The sequence below is a fragment of the Leifsonia sp. NPDC058194 genome (assembly GCF_042883605.1).
GTDB lineage: Bacteria > Actinomycetota > Actinomycetes > Actinomycetales > Microbacteriaceae > Leifsonia.
Genome location: NZ_JBHVVL010000001.1, coordinates 1,137,748 through 1,153,511, shown reverse-complemented (window position 1 = coordinate 1,153,511; position 15,764 = coordinate 1,137,748). Strand labels below are relative to the sequence as shown.

The window sequence follows — 15,764 nt, the reverse complement described above, 5'->3', positions numbered from 1 at the left end:
TCACGCTATGTCAGAGCCGATCGCCGACCGGGTGGAGTCACCGCATCCGACCTTCGCACGAGTGCTCGCCGGCGAGTTCCGGACGGATGCCGACTACGCCACCTATCGCCGCGCCGGGACCGACGACTGGCTGCTCATCCACACCGTGGGCGGCGGCGGGCGGATCGTCGGCTCGCAGGGCGCCGTCGCGACGGCCCCGGGCGACACCGTCCTGCTGCGCCCGCGGCAGCCGCACGACTACGCGGCGACGGGGTCCGGCTGGCATCTCGCCTTCGCGCACTTCCACCCCCGCCCGGACTGGCTGGGGCTGCTGGAGTGGCCGCAGCGCGCCGGCGACGTCCGGGTGCTCGCCTCCTCCGCCGACGGCAGCGCCCGGGTGCTCGAGCACCTGCGTCGGGCCGCCGCGACCGGGCCGCGCACCGCCGACCTCGCCGCCGTCAACGCACTCGAATCGGCGCTCCTGGTGCTGGACGCGGCCAACACCTCCCCGGCCCGCGCCGACGAGCGGGTCCTCGCGCTGCTGGACCACATCGCCGAGCACCTCGACGAGGCGCTCGACCTCGACGCCCTCGCGGCGGTCATCCACCTGTCGCCCTCCCGCGTCTCCCACCTCTTCCGGGATGCCACGGGCGAGACCCCGCAGCGCTACGTGGAACGTGCGCGGCTGCAGCGGGCGTCCCTCCTCCTGCGCGTCACCGATCTGACGGTCGCCGAGGTCGCCCGCCAGACCGGATGGGGCGACCCGCTGTACTTCTCGCGCCGGTTCCGCAAGCAGTTCGGGGCGGCGCCGACGGGGTGGAGGGACGCGAGCCGGCCCTAACTCTCCGGGATCCAGACGCGCATGGTCGAGGGACCGCGCTCGGCCCACTCGTTGTAGGGCACCAGGGCGACGTCGGCGGGCTCGGTGGACGATCCCGCGGGAGCCGTCACGTAGGGCCACGGGCCGTCGCCGGAGACGCGGTGCGCGAGACGGACCAGCACACGGCCGCCGGCGTCGCGCGGGGGGACCCCCGAATCCAGCACCGCGTCGTCCACTCCGTCCCAACCGGCCGGGAGGTCGACCGACTCCAGCGCGTAGACGACGGGGCCGCGCTCGACGGCGAGGCTTCCGCGCACGGCGTCGATGCGAGGGTCGGCGCGCACGAAGTGCGGGTCCACCGGCAGGTCGAGGAGCACGACGTCACCGGCCCGGAAGGCACGACGCACGTCGGCGTACCCGGGAGCGACCTCCTGCGTCTCGCCGTAGACGGTGACCGTCGCACCGGACGCCCACGCGGGCACGCGCAGCTGGAGCGTCCACGGCTCGACCGCGTCGTCCTCGATGGTGACGGCGATCCTCCCCTCGGCGGGGTACGCGGTGGCGACGGTCAGCGCGACCTCCTGCCCGTTCCCGAGAACGGTCCGGATGCGCGCGGGCGCGTACTGGTGCAGCTGCAGCGCGTCCGTGCCGTCGCCGGAAGCGGCGGTCGCGAGGTACGCGTCGAGGCTGGCGAGCGTGCGCGCCACATTGGGCGGGCAGCACGACACCTCGAACCACGGGGCGCGCAGCGAGGCCTCCGCACGCGGCGAGACGACGTCGGGATCGGCGGCCTCGCCCGGGGTGCGCCGATGGAGGGTGTTCGCATAGTAGAACGCCGTGCCGTCGGCCGACGGAGAGGTCGCGACCACGTTGTAGAGGGTGCGCTCGAGAAGGTCCGCATACGCCGCGTCGCCGTCGGCGAGCAGCATCCGCCAGCTGAACTGAACGGAGGCGATGCCCGCGCACGTCTCGGAGTACGCGCGGTCGGAGGGCAGCTCGAAGTCGTCGCCGAACGCTTCGTCCTGGTGATGGGACCCCTGGCCTCCCGTGATGTAGGTGCGGCGGGATGCCGTGTTCGCCCACTGGCGGCGCAGGGCGTCCGCGAGACCGGCGTCACCGGTCTCGTCGGCGACATCGGCGGCGCCGGAGGCGAGATAGTTGGCGCGCACGGCGTGGCCGCGCAGGACCTCCGCCTCCCGCACCGGGATGTCGTCCTGGTAGTAGGAGCGGCCCCACTCGATGTCGCGCAGCACACCGGTCCCACGGCGCTCCACGAACAGGCGCGCCTGCTCGATGTAGCGGCGCTCGCCCGTCACCCGGCCGAGCTCGACGAGAGCCGTCTCGACCTCCGCGTGGCCGCAGACCGAGGGGATGCCGTCGGGGCCGAACACGTCGCAGACGAGGTCGGCGACGCGGGTGGCGACGCCCAGCAGCCCGTCGTCCGCGCCGGGCCGGGTGCGCTCGCGGGCGACCGCGGCCTGGAACAGATGGCCGGCGCAGTAGAGCTCGTGACCCCATTCGAGATCGGACCAGCGGGCCCCTTGCCCCGGGCGTCCGAAGTTCGTGTCGAGATACCCGTCGGCCTCCTGAGCCGCGGCGACCCGGGCGACGGTGCGCCGGAAGCGTGCCTCCAGCTCGGGGTCGTCGCCGTGGCCGAGCTGCCAGGCGACGGCCTCCAGGTACTTGTAGACCTCGGAGTCGGAGAACTCGCGTCCCCGGCGCCCCTCGGGAAGCCCTCCCGCAGCGGCGAGGTCGAAGTTGGGCAGCCAGCCCTCGCGCTCGAGCCAGTGCTCGATGTGCGCCAAGGTGGCCGTCGCGTTCACGCGCTGCCGATCGGCCCAGTGGCCGCCCGTGATGCGCACCTCGTCGAGGCCGAGCGGGCGCAGTCGTCCCCCGGAAGGGACCGCGGGCGCGACGGGGATGCGCACGCGAGGTGCGGCGGCGCTGCGGTCGGTGTCGGTGAAGGTCATGTCTATCCCTTGAAGGCGCCGGACAGGAAGCCGCGCACGTAGTGTCGTTGCAGGAGCAGGAAGAGCAGGACGCACGGCAGCGCGAGCACGATCACGCCGGCCTCCGTCGCGCCGTAGTCGACGACGCCCTGCACCTGACCGCGGAGGTTCGAGACCGCCAGCGGCAGGGTCATCCGGTTGGAGTCGTTGATGAGGATCAGCGGTGCGATGAAGTCGTTCCACGCCGCCAGGAAGGCGAACAGCCCGACGGTGATCAGCCCCGGCTTCACGGCCGGCAGCAGCACCCGCCACAGCGCCCCGAACGTCGAGCAGCCGTCGACCATGGCGGCCTCGTCCATCTCTTTCGGGATGGACTCGAACGAGATGCGCATCATGAAGGTCGCGAACGGCAGCTGGAACATGGTCAGCACCAGGGCGACGCCGACGAGCGAGTTCGACAGGCCGACCAGGTTGAGCAGCACGTAGAGCGGGATGAGCAGCGTGGCGTACGGCACCATCAGGATGGCCAGGGTCGCCATGAAGAGCACGTTACGGCCCGGGAACCGGAACCGCGCGAACGCGTAGCCTCCGAGCAGGGACACGACGAGCGTGAGCAGCACGGTCAGCAGCGACACGAACAGCGAGTTGCCGATGTAGACCCAGATGCCGGCCTGGTAGTTGGCGAGCGACGCGTAGTTGCCGAGCCCCCAGCCGTCGGTCTGGCTCGTGCCCGCCCGCGGGGCGAGCGACGACACGGCCGTCCAGATCAGCGGGTAGAGGAAGATGAGGGTCAGTCCGCCGGTCAGCACCCAGTAAGGGGTGCGGGTGGCGATGCCGAGCAGGCGGGTGGGCTTGCGGCGCCGCACGGAGCCGGGGCCATCGGTGCGCGACGCGGTGCCGCGGCCGGCATCCGTCTCCCGCGCGAGGGTGTCTGCGCTCACAGGGCGTCCTCCTTCTGGCCGAACGCGCGGATCTGCGCGATGTTGACGATGATCAGGGCGACCAGCACGATCACGGATAGCGCCCCGGCGACGCCGAGGTTGTTCGGCCCCTGGAAGGCGACGCTGTAGATCAGCTGCACGACGGTGATGGTGCTGTTGTCGGGGCCGCCCTTGGTGAGGATGTAGAACTGCTCGAAGGCGAGCAGCGAGCCGGTCACGCAGAGCACCGTGGTGAGCGCGAGCGTCGGCCGCAGGAGCGGCAGGGTGACGCCGCGGAAGGTCTGCCAGCGGCTCGCGCCGTCGATGCGGGCGGCTTCGTAGACCTCCTCTGGGATGCCCTGCAACCCGACCAGCATCAGCAGCATGTAGAAGCCGGCGTACCGCCAGACGATGAGGAAGACGGTGGACCAGAGGGCGCCCTCCGGCGTGCCGAGGAACGTGAAGCCCCACGCCTTCATCAGATCGGCGAACGGACCGGCGATCGGCGAGTACAGCACGTAGAAGAGGAGCGACGCCGAGGCCAGACCCAGTGCGCTCGGGATCAGGATCGCGGTGCGCAGGAAGCCCTTCCAGCGCGACGACTCCTGCACCAGCATCGCCAGCCCGAGGGCCAGGCCGAGCAGGATCACCGTGGTGATGACCGTGTAGAGCAGGGTGAAGCCGACCGACTCCATGAAGAACCGGTTGCTGAAGGCCTTCACGTAGTTGTCGGGGAAGTTCACGCCCTGGTTGCCGCCGAGCAGCGGCCAGTCCGATCCGGACATCTGCAGCACCAGCAGGAGCGGCAGGAGGAAGAGCAGGACGACGAACAGCGCCGTCGGGGAGGCGTACAGCCAGCCCAGCCAGCGACCGGAGCCGCGCTTGCGGGAGCGGGCGGGACGCGGGGGCCGCTGGGCCACCGTTGCACCGGCGGTCATGGGGAGCCTTTCGTCGGGGAGGGAGGAAGAGGGAACGGGGCGGGCGCGCAGCACGGCGCCCGCCCCGCGAGGTCGGTCCGCTACTGCGAGAGGACCGAGGTGATCTCCTTGTTGTCGGCGTCGACCGAGTTGCCGTCGCCGAGCACCGCGTTGCGGATCAGGGTCAGCCACGGGCTGTTCGGCGCGTTGAACGCCTCCTGGAAGTTGAGCGAGAACGGGGTCTCGCCCTTGCCGGCCACCTCGTTGATGGTGACCAGACGCGGGTCCTTCTCCGAGTACTCGTTCTTGGCGAGGTCGGAGCGGGAGACGACGTCGTTGTCCTTCGCGAGCACGCCGACCTGGGCGTCCTCGGACATCATCCAGTTGAGGAAGTTCCAGGCCTGCGCGGACTTCTTCGAGTCCTTCGAGATGCCGATGCCGTCACCGCCGACGAAGGTGGAGCCGCCGCCCTTGGGGCCGGGGATGCCCGCGACGCCGACGTCGAACTTCGTCGAGGAGAGCAGGGTGGCCGGGTACATCATGACGCCGACCTTGCCCTCGGTGAAGGCCGCGGTCCACGTGGGACCGGTCTCGTCCTTCGAGGCCGGGAGCACGGCGCCCGCCTTCCACATGTCCTGCCAGGTGCTGTAGACGTCCTTCGCGGTCGAGCTGTTCAGGAGGGACTCGGTGCCCTTCTCGTTCATGACCTGCTGCCCGTCGGCCCAGACGCTCGGGAACCAGGTGAAGACCAGGCAGCCGCCGCAGGCGAGGCCGGTCGCGGTGCCGTAGGTGTCCGGCTTGTTCAGGGCCTGGATCTTCTTGGCGTCCGCCGCGTACTCCGCGAGGTCGGCCGGGGCCTTCTCGGAGTCGAGGCCGGCCTCCTTGAAGAGGTCCTTGTTCCAGAACATCATCGACAGGTCGAGCACGAACGGGAGGACGTGCTCCTTGCCGTCGGCGGTCCCCGCCTTGAGGTGCCCCTTGTTGATGGAGTCCTTGTAGCTCAGGCCGTCGATCTGGGAGCTGATGTCCTGGAAGAGGCCCTGTTTGACCCAGTTGGGCACGTAGACGATGTCGGCGGCGAAGAGGTCGGGCAGTCCGCCCGAGCCTGCTGCCGCGCCGACCTTGGCCACGTAGTCGTCGTTGGGGACGACGGTCAGCTCGACCTTGTTCTTGTGGCTGTCGTTGTAGGCCTCGACCAGGAGCTTGGCCTGCTTCTCCAGGGGCGCACGGGTCCAGAGGGTGATCGTGGAGCCGTCGTCGGTGCCGTCTTTGCTGATGGACTGCGGAGCGGTCGAACCGCCCCCGCCGGAACAGGCGGCCAGTGTGATCGCCAGCGCGCCGGCGACGGCTACCGCCGCCAGGCGTCGCGTGCGACGAGTGAGTACTGTCATTGCATCTCCTCGGTGCTCTTCATTGAGTCGGTGCTCATCGTTGAGTGTGGTGCGGGTAACGTCATCGGCTGGTGAAACATCCGAAACGGGTTTCGGAATGTGCTGCACAGTCAACCGCGAAGTCCGCTTCCCTGTCAAGCAGTTCTTGGGTGTATGGTTTCGAAACAACCGAAAACCTCGGAAAACTGATCGACACATCGTCAAGACAAGGGGGGCGCGATGGCCGACGGCAGCACCGGCACGGGCCGCGCGGCGACGCTCGGCGACGTGGCCCGCCTCGCGGGCGTCTCGATCGCGACCGCCTCCAAGGCCATCAACGGCCGCGACGAGGTCGCCCAGCGCACCCGGGCCCGCGTCCTCGCCGCCGCCGAGGAGGTGGGCTTCACCCCCAACGCCCTGGCGCAGAGCCTCACCGCCGGTCGCACCGGAACCGTCGGGCTGCTGACGAGCGACCTCGAGGGCCGCTTCGTCATCCCCATCCTGATGGGCGCGGAAGACGCCTTCGGGGCCGGCCAGGTCAACGTGTTCCTGTGCGACGCCCGCGGCGATGCGATCCGCGAGCAGTACCACCTCAAGGCACTGCTCAACAGGCGGGTCGACGGCATCATCGTCGTCGGCCGACAGACCGACCCGCGCCCGTCGCTCGGCCACGACGTGCCCGTCCCGGTCGTCTACGCGTACTCGCCCTCCGACGACCCGTCCGACCACTCCCTCACCCCCGACAACCGCGTCGGCGGCAGGATGGCCGTGGAGCACCTGGTCACCTGCGGGCGCTCGCGCATCGTGCACATCAGCGGCGACCCCTCGTACGCGGCCGCGCAGGACCGCGCGGTCGGCTTCCGCGAGGCGATGGCCGAGGCGGGCCTGCAATCGCCCGCCGAGCCGATGTTCGCGAGCTGGACCGAGAGCTGGGGCCGCGACGCCGCGACGCTGCTCTTCCGCCGCCATCCCGACATCGACGGGGTGGTCTGCGGTTCGGACCAGATCGCCCGTGGCGTGATCGACGCCCTCCGCGACCACGGACGCAGCGTGCCGGACGACGTGGCGGTCATCGGCTACGACAACTGGCAGGTGCTGGCCACCAACTCCCGGCCCGAGCTCACCAGTGTCGACAACAACCTGGAGGAGCTCGGGCGACTCGCTGCGCGCCGGCTCTTCGATGCCATCGATGGCCGCGGCCTCGAGGCGGGCACGGAGCGCCTGCCGGTGCGACTCGTGATCCGCGGGTCGACCATCCCGCACCTCTAGGCAGCGAGCGTGACGCGGCGGCCGGCGGCGAGCAGTTCCGGACACCTTCTGGTCAGACGCACGAACCTCCGTTCGTCCGGAGGAAGGGTCGGCGGGTCGCCGAAGAAGTCCGTCCGAACGGAAATCTCGACCGACACGCGGCGTGCGGCGCCGTTCGGACGGAGTTTCCGGTCGACCCGTGAGGATTCTCCGTTCGAACGGAGAAGGCCGGGGCACGCACGAGTAGCCTGACCGCATGAGTGAGACCGGGCAGGAACCCACCGCCGACGAGGCGCGGGCGGAGGTGCGGCGCCGGTTCGACGACCGGGCGCCGACGTACGACGAGAGCGCGATGCACCGCGGGCTGGCGGATGCGGTGGCCGACTTCATCGTGGCCGGCGGCACCGCCGCTGCGACCGGGGACATCCTCGACGTGGCGACCGGGACCGGCCTCGTGCTGCGCGCGCTCCGCGACCGCGGTGCGCGCGGCCGCATGATCGGGGTCGATCTCGCGCCACGGATGCTGGAGGTCGCCCGCGGCCACCTCCCCGACGCCGAGCTGTTCGAGGCGGACGCCGCCTCCCTCCCGCTGGCCGACGCGACCGTCGACCTGGTCACGTGCGTCACCGGCCTCCAGCTGTTCACGGACGCGGCCGCCGCGATCCGCGAGTGGGCGCGTGTGCTGCGCCCGGGAGGCCGCGTGGTGACGGCGACGTTCGTCGCGTTCGACCCGACCCGGCACCGCGCCGCCCCTCCGGCCGCGATGCTGCACCACGAGCCCTTCCGCAGCGTCGAGGCGCTGGACGCGACGTTCGCGCCGGCCGGCCTGCGGGTGCGGCGCACGACGCGCTGGACCGACGGCGACGACGACCTGCTCATCGCGGAGCTCGCATCGGGTCACGGCGAGGCAGGGTCCGGCGAGGCGGGTGCCGGCGAGGCGGACGCGTGAACGGCATCCACCCGTCGGCGCGCATCGCCGACTCCGCGGTGATCACCGGCGACGTGACGATCGCGGCGGGCGCGCGCGTGCTAGCGGGCGCGGTCGTGGACGGGAGCCGCGGTGCGGTCGTGATCGGCGAGGACTCGCTGGTCATGGAGCACGCGGTGCTGCGCGGCCGGCCAGCCCGTCCACTCGTCGTCGGCGACGCCGTGCTGATCGGCCCGCACACGAACGTCACGGGCGCGCGGATCGCGGACGAGGTCTTCATCGCCACCGGAGCGTGCGTGTTCGCCGGAGCGGTCGTCGGAGCGCGGTCGGAGCTGCGCATCCACTCGGTGCTGCACGCCGGCTCCGTGCTGCCGCCGGACTCGGTGGTGCCGATCGGATGGATCGCCGCCGGCGACCCGGCTCAGCTCTTCTCGCCCGACCGCCACGACGAGCTGTGGGCGGTGCAGAGCACGCTCGACTTCCCCGGCCTGATGTACGGCGTGCCGCGCGGGACCTCGATGCGGGAGATCATGCGGCGCCAGAGCGAAGCGTACGGATCGCCCGCCGCCGGATGACGAGCGGCACCACGATCCAGAGCACGACGACCACCAGGAACACCGCCGCCGCGGCGATCGCGCCCGCGCCGGGCGAGAGCAGGAAGTCGACGATGAACATCACGATGCCGGTGAAGAGCAGCGAGGCGGCCGCCAGGCAGACGATCAGGAGGCGGCTGCCGTAGGCGACCAGACGCTCCTTCAGCCGGTGGTGGAAGAGCATGCGGTGCAGGGCGACCGGCGCGAGGGCCAGCAGGGTGATCGCGACGGCGAGCAGCACGAGCACGAGGTACACGCCAACGTCGAACGGCGGCAGCTCGCCGAAGCGCTGCTGGAACGGCAGCGTCAGCAGGAAGGCGGCGACGATCTGCGTGCCGGTCTGGAAGACGCGGAACTCCTGGAGGAGCTCGTTCCAGTTGCGGTCCGCGCGCTGGCTCGCGGTCTCGGGCCGGCCGTCGCCGGGATCGATGTCGCGGTCGTCGGCGACGCGGGGTTCGTCCATGAGTCGAGCATCGGTGCGTTGCGGCCCCCGGTCAAGGGAGCGGGGCGCTCAGCGGGTCACCCGGTCGATTCGCGTTCGCGTTCCGGTTCGGGCTCGGCGTGCAGCGGGCCGTCCTGCCGGAAGCCCGCCGTGGCCTCCTCGTAGGTGGTGTGCTTGCGTGCGGGATGCGACTCCGCCGGCGGCGGCACGTCCGTCTTGCTCAGCGCGTGCAGCACCAGCTGCTCGACGAGAGCGGCGGCCGTCGTGTCGCGATGGCGCGCGATGCGGACGAGCGCCGCGTACTCCCGCTCACCGAGGCGGACGGTCAAGGGGATTCCGGAGGGTGCGCGACCGGGACCGTGCGCCGAGGCCGGTCGAGCGGCCTCTCCACTCTGAGAATCCTTCATGTCTACAGGATCGCACGGAACAGGCGATTTGTACCCTTATTCGATCCAGAACTGTATCCGCTCGCTGAGAGCCCGTTCATCCGAAGCGGCCGTTGACGTAGTCGAAGGTGCGGGGGTCGAGCGGCTGCGAGAACATCGCGTCGGTGTCGCCGTGCTCGACGATCGCGCCCGGCTTGCCCCCCGCCGCCAGGAAGAACGCGCAGTTGCTGGAGACCCGCTGGGCCTGCTGCATGTTGTGCGTGACGATCACGATCGTGACCTCGGACACCAGCTCGAGCATGGTCTCCTCGATGACACGCGTCGACGTCGGGTCGAGGGCGGAGCACGGCTCGTCCATGAGCAGGACACGCGGCTTGACGGCCAGGGAGCGTGCGATGCACAGACGCTGCTGCTGGCCGCCGGAGAGGCCGCCGCCCGGCGAGCGCAGCCGGTCCTTGACCTCCTTCCAGAGGCCCGCCTTCGTCAGGCACGACTCCACCAGCTCGTCCTTCTCATCGCGGCTGACGCGGGTGCCGGTGAGCTTGAGACCGGCGACGACGTTGTCGTAGATCGACATCGCGGGGAACGGGTTGGGCTTCTGGAACACCATGCCGATGGACTTGCGTGCATCGACCAGGCGCTTGCGCGGGTCGTAGATGTCGTCGCCGTCGAGCAGGACCTCGCCGGCGAGCGAGGCGCTCGGGATGAGCTCGTGCATGCGGTTGAGGATGCGCAGGAAGGTGGACTTGCCGCAGCCGGACGGCCCGATGAGGGCGGTGATCTCGCCCGCCTCCATCGTCAGGGAGACCCGGTCGAGCACCTGGTGGTCACCGAACCACGCGGTGATGCCCCGGGCCTCGAGGGCGGCGAGATCGCCGGGAAGCGGGGCGAGCAGCGGCAGCTGCGCGGTCTGGTCGAGGGGGGCGGCGGGGCCGGGGAGGACCGCCGTGCGGTCGAGGGGGGCGAAGAGGTCGGACATCGGGGAGTTCTCTCTCAGAGCAGATTGGGCAGGAGACGGGACACCTGGTCGGCGACGATGACGCCCGCCGCGACCACGATGGGGGTGAAGACGATCCAGGTGCGCTGGGCGCCGAAGCGCTCGAGCGCGCGCGTGCCCACGAGCAGGGCGACGACCAGCGCCTGCAGCGCGAACACCAGCAGCCACGCGGTGCTCGGGTCGCTGGCGAGCTCGCGGTCGGCCAGCGGCAGGGTGTTGGCCGTGGTCTGCCGGAGGCCCCGGTCCTTGACCGGCGTGACGAGCTCGGCGTCCACCCGCACCACTCCGGCCGGGACGTACGGGAGGCCGCGGGCGGTCTCCAGCGTCATCCGCCCCTGGGTGCCGCGCAGCGCCGGCAGGTCGGGATCGCCCGCGTAGCGCACGCCGATCACCCGGTAGACGCTCTTGCCCTGGCCGGTGACGACGTTGATCGTCGCGCCGGGAGCGAGTTCCTGGATGCGCGAGAACGGTCCGCCGTAGGCGGCGGCACGGCCGAGGATCACGCTCGTCCCCGGCTGACCGGGGAGCACCGTGTCGCGCCGATGGCCGGGGCCGTCCGCGGTGACGCCCGACGATGAGCCTTCGAGCACGTACTCCGCCACGTCGATGGAGGGGATGGAGATCTTGGCGACGGGCGCCCCGTCGCTCACCAGGACGTCGTCCGTGGTGCCCTCGCTGACCGGCGCGGTGGCCGCCGCCAGCTGCTCGCGGAACGCGTTGCCCGCGATCTGCTGGCCGATCAGGTGATGGAGGTGGCTGACGACGAGCATGTTCGCGGCGAACGCGATGAGGAGCACGGCGCCGAGGGTGACCATCCCGCGCACGAGGCGCTGACGGGGGGTCTGGACGACGGGCTCGCGCGGGGGCGCGGGCGGCCGACGCGGCGGCTTCGGGGGGCGCGGGGGCCGGCCGGAGCGCGGCGGCAGGTCCGGGCGGCCGCCGTCGGGCGCCGGCGGGGCGAACTGCGGCCCGGGGGCGCCTCCCGGGCTCCCGAGCGGATGGGAGATCCGGCTCATGCCCGCACCGCCAGCACGGCGGCGGGGACGGCAGCTGCGGCGCGCAGGGCGAGCACGATCGCGAGCGCGGTCGCGGCGAGCACGGCGCCGACGCTCCCCAGCCACGGGAAGGCGAACACCGTCGCCTCGCGCAGCGCGGGCTTCGTCGCGATGCCGTCGATGGTGGCGGGCGGGGTGAACTTCGCGTGCGCCGTGACGACCGCCCACTGCCCGACGCCGGTCAGGGTGCGGCTGTAGGTGACCGTGTGGCCGGGCTTCAGGTCCGTGACCGCGATCGCGCCGGAGTCGTCGAGTGCGTTGCCGAACGGTCCGGTCAGCCAGACGCGCACCGTCGACGACCAGGTCGACGCCGAGCCGTTGTGGACCGAGAAGGAGACCACGATGGAGCCCGCGCCGGGGTTGAGCGACGGGACGAACTTGGCGTTCAGACCGCTGACGTTGAAGGGTCCGTTGTCGACGGCGACGGCCGGAGCCGGGGTGGCGCCGGGGCCGGCGACATCGCTCGGCGGGGCGTCGGTCGGCACGGTCGTGCCGGGATAGCCCGAGCCGCCGGTGCCGGACGAACCGGTTCCGCCGGTCGAGGTGTCGTCGGTGGACGGGATGTCGATCGAGATCCCGATCCCGCCGTCGTCCGCCGAGGCGGCCCCGGCGCCCGCGAGGAGCATCCCGAGCCCGAGGACGACGGAGAGGGCGAGAGTGCGGGCGAGGGTGCGGGCGGTGCGCCTCATCGGTGGTCCTCGTCAGGCCCCGCGGCCGGCGAGCCGGACACGGCAGCAGCTCCGACCGGCTCGGCCGTCTGCTCCTCGCGCGCCTTCCGGCGGGCCTCCTCCTCGGTGTAGGCGATCCACGCCTCGGCGCGCTTGCCGTCGCTCCGGCGGCGCCAGCGACGGAACAGGAAGAAGCCGGCGACGAGGGCCGCGAGCACGAGGATCCACCACGGCACGGCCGCGATCACGGTGTCGCGCGAGACGAGCTCCAGCGGGCCCGGGTTCAGCGCGTCCTTCTCGACGGTGGGCTGGAGCTGGACGTAGGGATTGAGATACCCGACCTGGGCGGTGCCGGGGACGACGACGGTGAGCGTGCGGGTGCTGCCCGGGAGCAGCTCCGGCAGTTCCTGCCGCACGGCCGTTCCCGCGGGGATGCCGAACAGCGCCTTCGCACCGACGAGCATGGTCGCGCCCAGGGCGACGTTGCCGCTGTTGCGGACGGTGAAGGTGACGGCGGTCGAGCCGGCGAAGGGATTCCATTCGGCCTGGTAGTCCGCGGACACGTTCGCGATCGTCAGGGCCGGCTGCAGGTCGCCGGGGACGCGCACGTAGAGGCGGGTGGCGACCCGGCGGTCGACCAGGATCTGCCCGTCGCCCTTCTGGCTGGAGACGACGATCCCGCCCGCGTGGTCGCCGGGACCGGCGTCGGCCGGCACGGTCAGGGTGAACGGCACGGTGCGCTGCTGGCCGGGATCGAGTGCGAAGGCCTCGGTCGGCTGCGAGCCGTCGAAGAGCACCCAGGTGCCCACCGCGGTCGGCTTCTTCGCCGTGTCGAGGAGGGCGTACTCGCCCTCGTCGGTGTTGAAGGCGTCGGTGGCGAACAGGGTGACGTTCTGCGGGGTGGTGCCCGTGTTGCGGACGACGTACTCGTCCTCCACGTGCTGGCCGGGCTGGAGCTGGTAGCTGAGCCGGGTGCGGTCGTCGCCGGGGCCGGCGGAGATGGCGTCGACATCGTCGGCGAAGGCCGGTCCCACGCCCAGGAGGGCGGCGGCCAGAGCGGCGAGCAGAGCGGCCGCGGCACGAACGGGCCGCGGCGGCAGGGTCTGTGTGGAGGGCACGCTACATTGATCCGAATCCGGGTGGCCGGGGTGTGTCCCCGGCATTAACTGGGTGAAAACAGGACGGTCGAGGTGTGCGGGAAACGGGCAGGAGGGGCCGCCTCGCGACGGCCCCTCCCGATTCCCACGGCTACTTCGAGACGAGCGTCAGCGTCATCGTCGAGGCGTAGGTACCCGCCGGCGTGCCGGCCGGAGCGACGAGCTTCAGATCTGCGCTGAGGCTGGTCGCACCGGTTCCGGTGCCTGCGGGGGCGGACGCGAAACCGCTGAACGCGGTCGCGTCTCCGGCGACGTGCTCGGTCCCCGCGACCACGCCTCCCGGGTTCGTGGCGATCGTCGGCTTGACGCCGAGCTGCTTCGCGTCGATGGTCTTCGACGCGTCGGCGCCGTTCACGAAGTTCGCCGTGCTGGCGGTGAGGTTCCAGCCCGGCTTGCTCACGACGCGCTGGTCGTCGACCGTGAACGCCGGCAGGGTGCCGGTCGAGGTCGAGAGGCCGCCGACGAGGCTCGCCGTGCCGAGGGTCGCCTTGGCGCCCGACGGGACGACGAGGCTGAGCGCGCCGTCCTGCGCGGCGACCGTGGTCGCCTCGAGGGCGATGTCGCCCGTCTGCGACGGGTTGCCCGGGTTCGTCGGGGTCTCGGTCTGTGCGTCGAACGTGTACGCGCCGGTGCCCGCGGTGATGTGCGCCGTGAAGTACCAGACGCCGCTCGCCGCGAGGTTCACGCCGTTGTCCTTCAGGCAGGCGAAGCCGATGGAGTAGTTGCCGCCGTTCGCCTTGATCTGGTCCTTCGCTCCGAGCTGGCCCTGGGGGCGGGTGTTCGGGCCGATGACCGTCTTGCCCGGGTTGAGGGGCAGGAGGGACGAGTAGGCCTTGTAGCCGAGGGGCTGGCGCTCGGTGCCCGGGTCGGTCCAGAACGTGCGGTAGCCGGTGGCGTCGGCCGAGCACTGGAACGCCGCGTACGGGTCGGAGGTGACCGGCGTGAGCGAGATGTCGTCCAGCCACTGGACCGTGGATCCGTTGGCGGAGAACTCACCCGCATCGTTGTTGAACAGGTACGCCGGGCCGTCCGAGCCGTTCGCCTGGGTGGCGGCGAGGGCCGGGGAGGCGGCGACCGCGACCAGCGCCGCGGTGGCGGCCATCGTCGTGGCGACGATGGCGATCTTCGACTTCTTCATGATCGTCCTTTTCTCAGTTCGGGTCTGGACTAGGAGAGGTTGGCGCGCTGGGGCGTGGTCGACGACGGCGCGAGGAAGCCGAACTTGGACTTCACCGCACCGGAGGTGCCGGCGAGGGTGCCGAAGTTCGTCAGGCTCTTGGCCTTCGCCGGGTCCACGAGGGCGGCGAGGGTCGGGTCGTACGTGGCGCTCGACGAGTCGATGCGTGCGTACTCGACGACGACGAACGTGTCACGACCCCAGGTGGAGTTGTTGTAGTACGACGCGTTCGGGACGAGGGCGTTGCCCGTGCCGGTGAACGGCGCGGTGGCGCCGAGGGCGCTGCCCAGTGTGGAGGTGCCGGTGCGGTTCTGCGCAGCGCCGTTCTTCTGCGCGACCCAGCTGGCGACCGAGAACGGGATGATCTGGCCCGGCTGGGTCAGCACGGTGCCGTCGTTCTCGGCGAGCGTGCTGTCGTTGACGCAGGAGCCGAGGGTCGAGACGCCGATCGCGGACAGGAAGAACTTGCGGGTGCCCGAGGCCGACTGCGGCAGGACCGGCTTGACGGCCACGCCGTTGACCGTGGTCAGCGTGCAGTTGTAGATCTGGGTGAGCTGGGCGGTGGTGAGCTGCTCGAGGCCGGCAGCGGTGCCCGGGGCGATCGCGAACGAGACGGCGTCACGGCCGAAGGGGACGTAGGCGAGCGGGCCCGACGGGTTGGCCGCGGAGCCGGGGCCGGAGGACGAACGGGCGATGTCGACCTGGCCGCTGATCGCGGTGGCCGGGGTGGTGTTGCCCGAGACGGAGAAGTTGGCGCCGTCGATCGAGCGGCTGAGGGCCTTCACGCCGTCGCCGGAACCGGCCGGGCGGGCGAAGTAGGGGCCGTTGGGCTTGACCTGGATGGCGGCCGAGCCGAACGCGTCGTAAGAGGCGATGGTGCCGTTGTCGGCGACCGTCCGCACGAACGGGCCGGTGAGCTGGGTGCCGTTCGACAGCGCGTTGCTGACGTCCTGCAGGGTGTCCGAGCCGGCCAGCACGTAGCTGCTCGACACGGGATCGGCGTTCGCCGGCGTGGCGAGCACGAGACCGGCGACGGCGGTGCCGACGACAGCGCAGAGAGCCGCAGCCTTCTTGATCTTCACTCTGGTTCCTTTCGGGTTGGGCGCGGACCGGTCGGAACGCGCTCGTCGGGCCGGTGAGGACCCGAGCTCTGGTGCC

16 protein-coding genes are annotated in these 15,764 nt (G+C 71.3%); 4 read left to right on the top strand and 12 right to left on the bottom strand.

The window, feature by feature from the left end:
* The first annotated feature begins 7 nt into the window (after window positions 1-7).
* Window positions 8-820, top strand: coding sequence for a helix-turn-helix domain-containing protein (locus tag ACFVU2_RS05595; RefSeq protein ID WP_387871970.1), 813 nt, complete (start codon window positions 8-10; stop codon window positions 818-820).
* Here the strand turns inward: ACFVU2_RS05595 and ACFVU2_RS05590 are convergent.
* From ACFVU2_RS05590 to ACFVU2_RS05575, 4 genes are all read right to left on the bottom strand, one after another.
* Window positions 817-2,769: a glycoside hydrolase family 127 protein gene (locus tag ACFVU2_RS05590; protein ID WP_387871968.1), complete on the bottom strand. Its 1,953-nt coding sequence runs from the start codon at window positions 2,767-2,769 to the stop codon at window positions 817-819. The genes ACFVU2_RS05595 and ACFVU2_RS05590 overlap by 4 nt on opposite strands.
* Window positions 2,770-2,771: 2 nt before the next feature.
* Window positions 2,772-3,689, bottom strand: coding sequence for a carbohydrate ABC transporter permease (locus ACFVU2_RS05585; RefSeq protein ID WP_387871966.1), 918 nt, complete (start codon window positions 3,687-3,689; stop codon window positions 2,772-2,774).
* Window positions 3,686-4,606, bottom strand: a complete 921-nt coding sequence (locus ACFVU2_RS05580) for a carbohydrate ABC transporter permease (protein ID WP_387871964.1) — start codon at window positions 4,604-4,606, stop codon at window positions 3,686-3,688. Before ACFVU2_RS05580 ends, ACFVU2_RS05585 begins: the two co-directional genes overlap by 4 nt.
* An 80-nt stretch (window positions 4,607-4,686) precedes the next feature.
* On the bottom strand, window positions 4,687-5,976 hold the full coding sequence (locus tag ACFVU2_RS05575; RefSeq protein WP_387871962.1) for an ABC transporter substrate-binding protein: 1,290 nt from the start codon (window positions 5,974-5,976) through the stop codon (window positions 4,687-4,689).
* Window positions 5,977-6,195: 219 nt separating this feature from the next.
* On the opposite strand from ACFVU2_RS05575, the gene ACFVU2_RS05570 reads away from it, so the two are divergent.
* From ACFVU2_RS05570 to ACFVU2_RS05560, 3 genes are all read left to right on the top strand, one after another.
* Window positions 6,196-7,224 (top strand): LacI family DNA-binding transcriptional regulator, encoded by a 1,029-nt coding sequence (locus ACFVU2_RS05570; RefSeq protein WP_387871960.1) that lies wholly within the window; start codon window positions 6,196-6,198, stop codon window positions 7,222-7,224.
* A gap of 235 nt (window positions 7,225-7,459) precedes the next feature.
* A complete protein-coding gene (locus ACFVU2_RS05565; RefSeq protein ID WP_387871958.1) occupies window positions 7,460-8,152 on the top strand; it encodes a class I SAM-dependent methyltransferase in 693 nt (230 codons plus the stop codon).
* Window positions 8,149-8,706 (top strand): gamma carbonic anhydrase family protein, encoded by a 558-nt coding sequence (locus ACFVU2_RS05560; protein ID WP_387871956.1) that lies wholly within the window; start codon window positions 8,149-8,151, stop codon window positions 8,704-8,706. The genes ACFVU2_RS05565 and ACFVU2_RS05560 overlap by 4 nt, the downstream gene beginning before the upstream one ends.
* Here the strand turns inward: ACFVU2_RS05560 and ACFVU2_RS05555 are convergent.
* The 8 genes from ACFVU2_RS05555 to ACFVU2_RS05520 all read right to left on the bottom strand — a co-directional run bounded on the left by ACFVU2_RS05555 (window position 8,660) and on the right by ACFVU2_RS05520 (window position 15,688).
* Window positions 8,660-9,187, bottom strand: coding sequence for a DUF6328 family protein (locus ACFVU2_RS05555; RefSeq protein ID WP_387871954.1), 528 nt, complete (start codon window positions 9,185-9,187; stop codon window positions 8,660-8,662). The genes ACFVU2_RS05560 and ACFVU2_RS05555 overlap by 47 nt on opposite strands.
* 56 nt (window positions 9,188-9,243) lie before the next feature.
* The gene (locus ACFVU2_RS05550; RefSeq protein WP_387871952.1) at window positions 9,244-9,495 is read right to left on the bottom strand and encodes a hypothetical protein; all 252 of its coding nucleotides are present in this window, start codon (window positions 9,493-9,495) and stop codon (window positions 9,244-9,246) included.
* 154 nt (window positions 9,496-9,649) lie between these two features.
* Window positions 9,650-10,531 (bottom strand): phosphate ABC transporter ATP-binding protein, encoded by an 882-nt coding sequence (locus ACFVU2_RS05545; RefSeq protein ID WP_387871950.1) that lies wholly within the window; start codon window positions 10,529-10,531, stop codon window positions 9,650-9,652.
* A gap of 14 nt (window positions 10,532-10,545) precedes the next feature.
* Window positions 10,546-11,565 (bottom strand): sortase, encoded by a 1,020-nt coding sequence (locus tag ACFVU2_RS05540; protein ID WP_387871948.1) that lies wholly within the window; start codon window positions 11,563-11,565, stop codon window positions 10,546-10,548.
* Window positions 11,562-12,293 (bottom strand): hypothetical protein, encoded by a 732-nt coding sequence (locus tag ACFVU2_RS05535; RefSeq protein WP_387871946.1) that lies wholly within the window; start codon window positions 12,291-12,293, stop codon window positions 11,562-11,564. The genes ACFVU2_RS05540 and ACFVU2_RS05535 overlap by 4 nt, the downstream gene beginning before the upstream one ends.
* The gene (locus tag ACFVU2_RS05530) at window positions 12,290-13,390 is read right to left on the bottom strand and encodes a WxL protein peptidoglycan domain-containing protein (protein ID WP_387871944.1); all 1,101 of its coding nucleotides are present in this window, start codon (window positions 13,388-13,390) and stop codon (window positions 12,290-12,292) included. The genes ACFVU2_RS05535 and ACFVU2_RS05530 overlap by 4 nt, the downstream gene beginning before the upstream one ends.
* Before the next feature lie 130 nt (window positions 13,391-13,520).
* Window positions 13,521-14,567: a hypothetical protein gene (locus ACFVU2_RS05525; RefSeq protein WP_387871943.1), complete on the bottom strand. Its 1,047-nt coding sequence runs from the start codon at window positions 14,565-14,567 to the stop codon at window positions 13,521-13,523.
* Window positions 14,568-14,596: 29 nt separating this feature from the next.
* Window positions 14,597-15,688 (bottom strand): hypothetical protein, encoded by a 1,092-nt coding sequence (locus ACFVU2_RS05520; protein ID WP_387871941.1) that lies wholly within the window; start codon window positions 15,686-15,688, stop codon window positions 14,597-14,599.
* Between the last annotated feature and the right edge of the window lie 76 nt (window positions 15,689-15,764).

Coding starts and splice junctions, on each gene's coding strand:
- ACFVU2_RS05595 (WP_387871970.1), top strand. CDS start 8: ATGTCAGAGCCGATCGCCGACCGGGTGGAGTCACCGCATCCGACCTTC.
- ACFVU2_RS05590 (WP_387871968.1), bottom strand. CDS start 2,769: ATGACCTTCACCGACACCGACCGCAGCGCCGCCGCACCTCGCGTGCGC.
- ACFVU2_RS05580 (WP_387871964.1), bottom strand. CDS start 4,606: ATGACCGCCGGTGCAACGGTGGCCCAGCGGCCCCCGCGTCCCGCCCGC.
- ACFVU2_RS05575 (WP_387871962.1), bottom strand. CDS start 5,976: ATGACAGTACTCACTCGTCGCACGCGACGCCTGGCGGCGGTAGCCGTC.
- ACFVU2_RS05570 (WP_387871960.1), top strand. CDS start 6,196: ATGGCCGACGGCAGCACCGGCACGGGCCGCGCGGCGACGCTCGGCGAC.
- ACFVU2_RS05565 (WP_387871958.1), top strand. CDS start 7,460: ATGAGTGAGACCGGGCAGGAACCCACCGCCGACGAGGCGCGGGCGGAG.
- ACFVU2_RS05555 (WP_387871954.1), bottom strand. CDS start 9,187: ATGGACGAACCCCGCGTCGCCGACGACCGCGACATCGATCCCGGCGAC.
- ACFVU2_RS05545 (WP_387871950.1), bottom strand. CDS start 10,531: ATGTCCGACCTCTTCGCCCCCCTCGACCGCACGGCGGTCCTCCCCGGC.
- ACFVU2_RS05540 (WP_387871948.1), bottom strand. CDS start 11,565: ATGAGCCGGATCTCCCATCCGCTCGGGAGCCCGGGAGGCGCCCCCGGG.
- ACFVU2_RS05535 (WP_387871946.1), bottom strand. CDS start 12,293: ATGAGGCGCACCGCCCGCACCCTCGCCCGCACTCTCGCCCTCTCCGTC.
- ACFVU2_RS05525 (WP_387871943.1), bottom strand. CDS start 14,567: ATGAAGAAGTCGAAGATCGCCATCGTCGCCACGACGATGGCCGCCACC.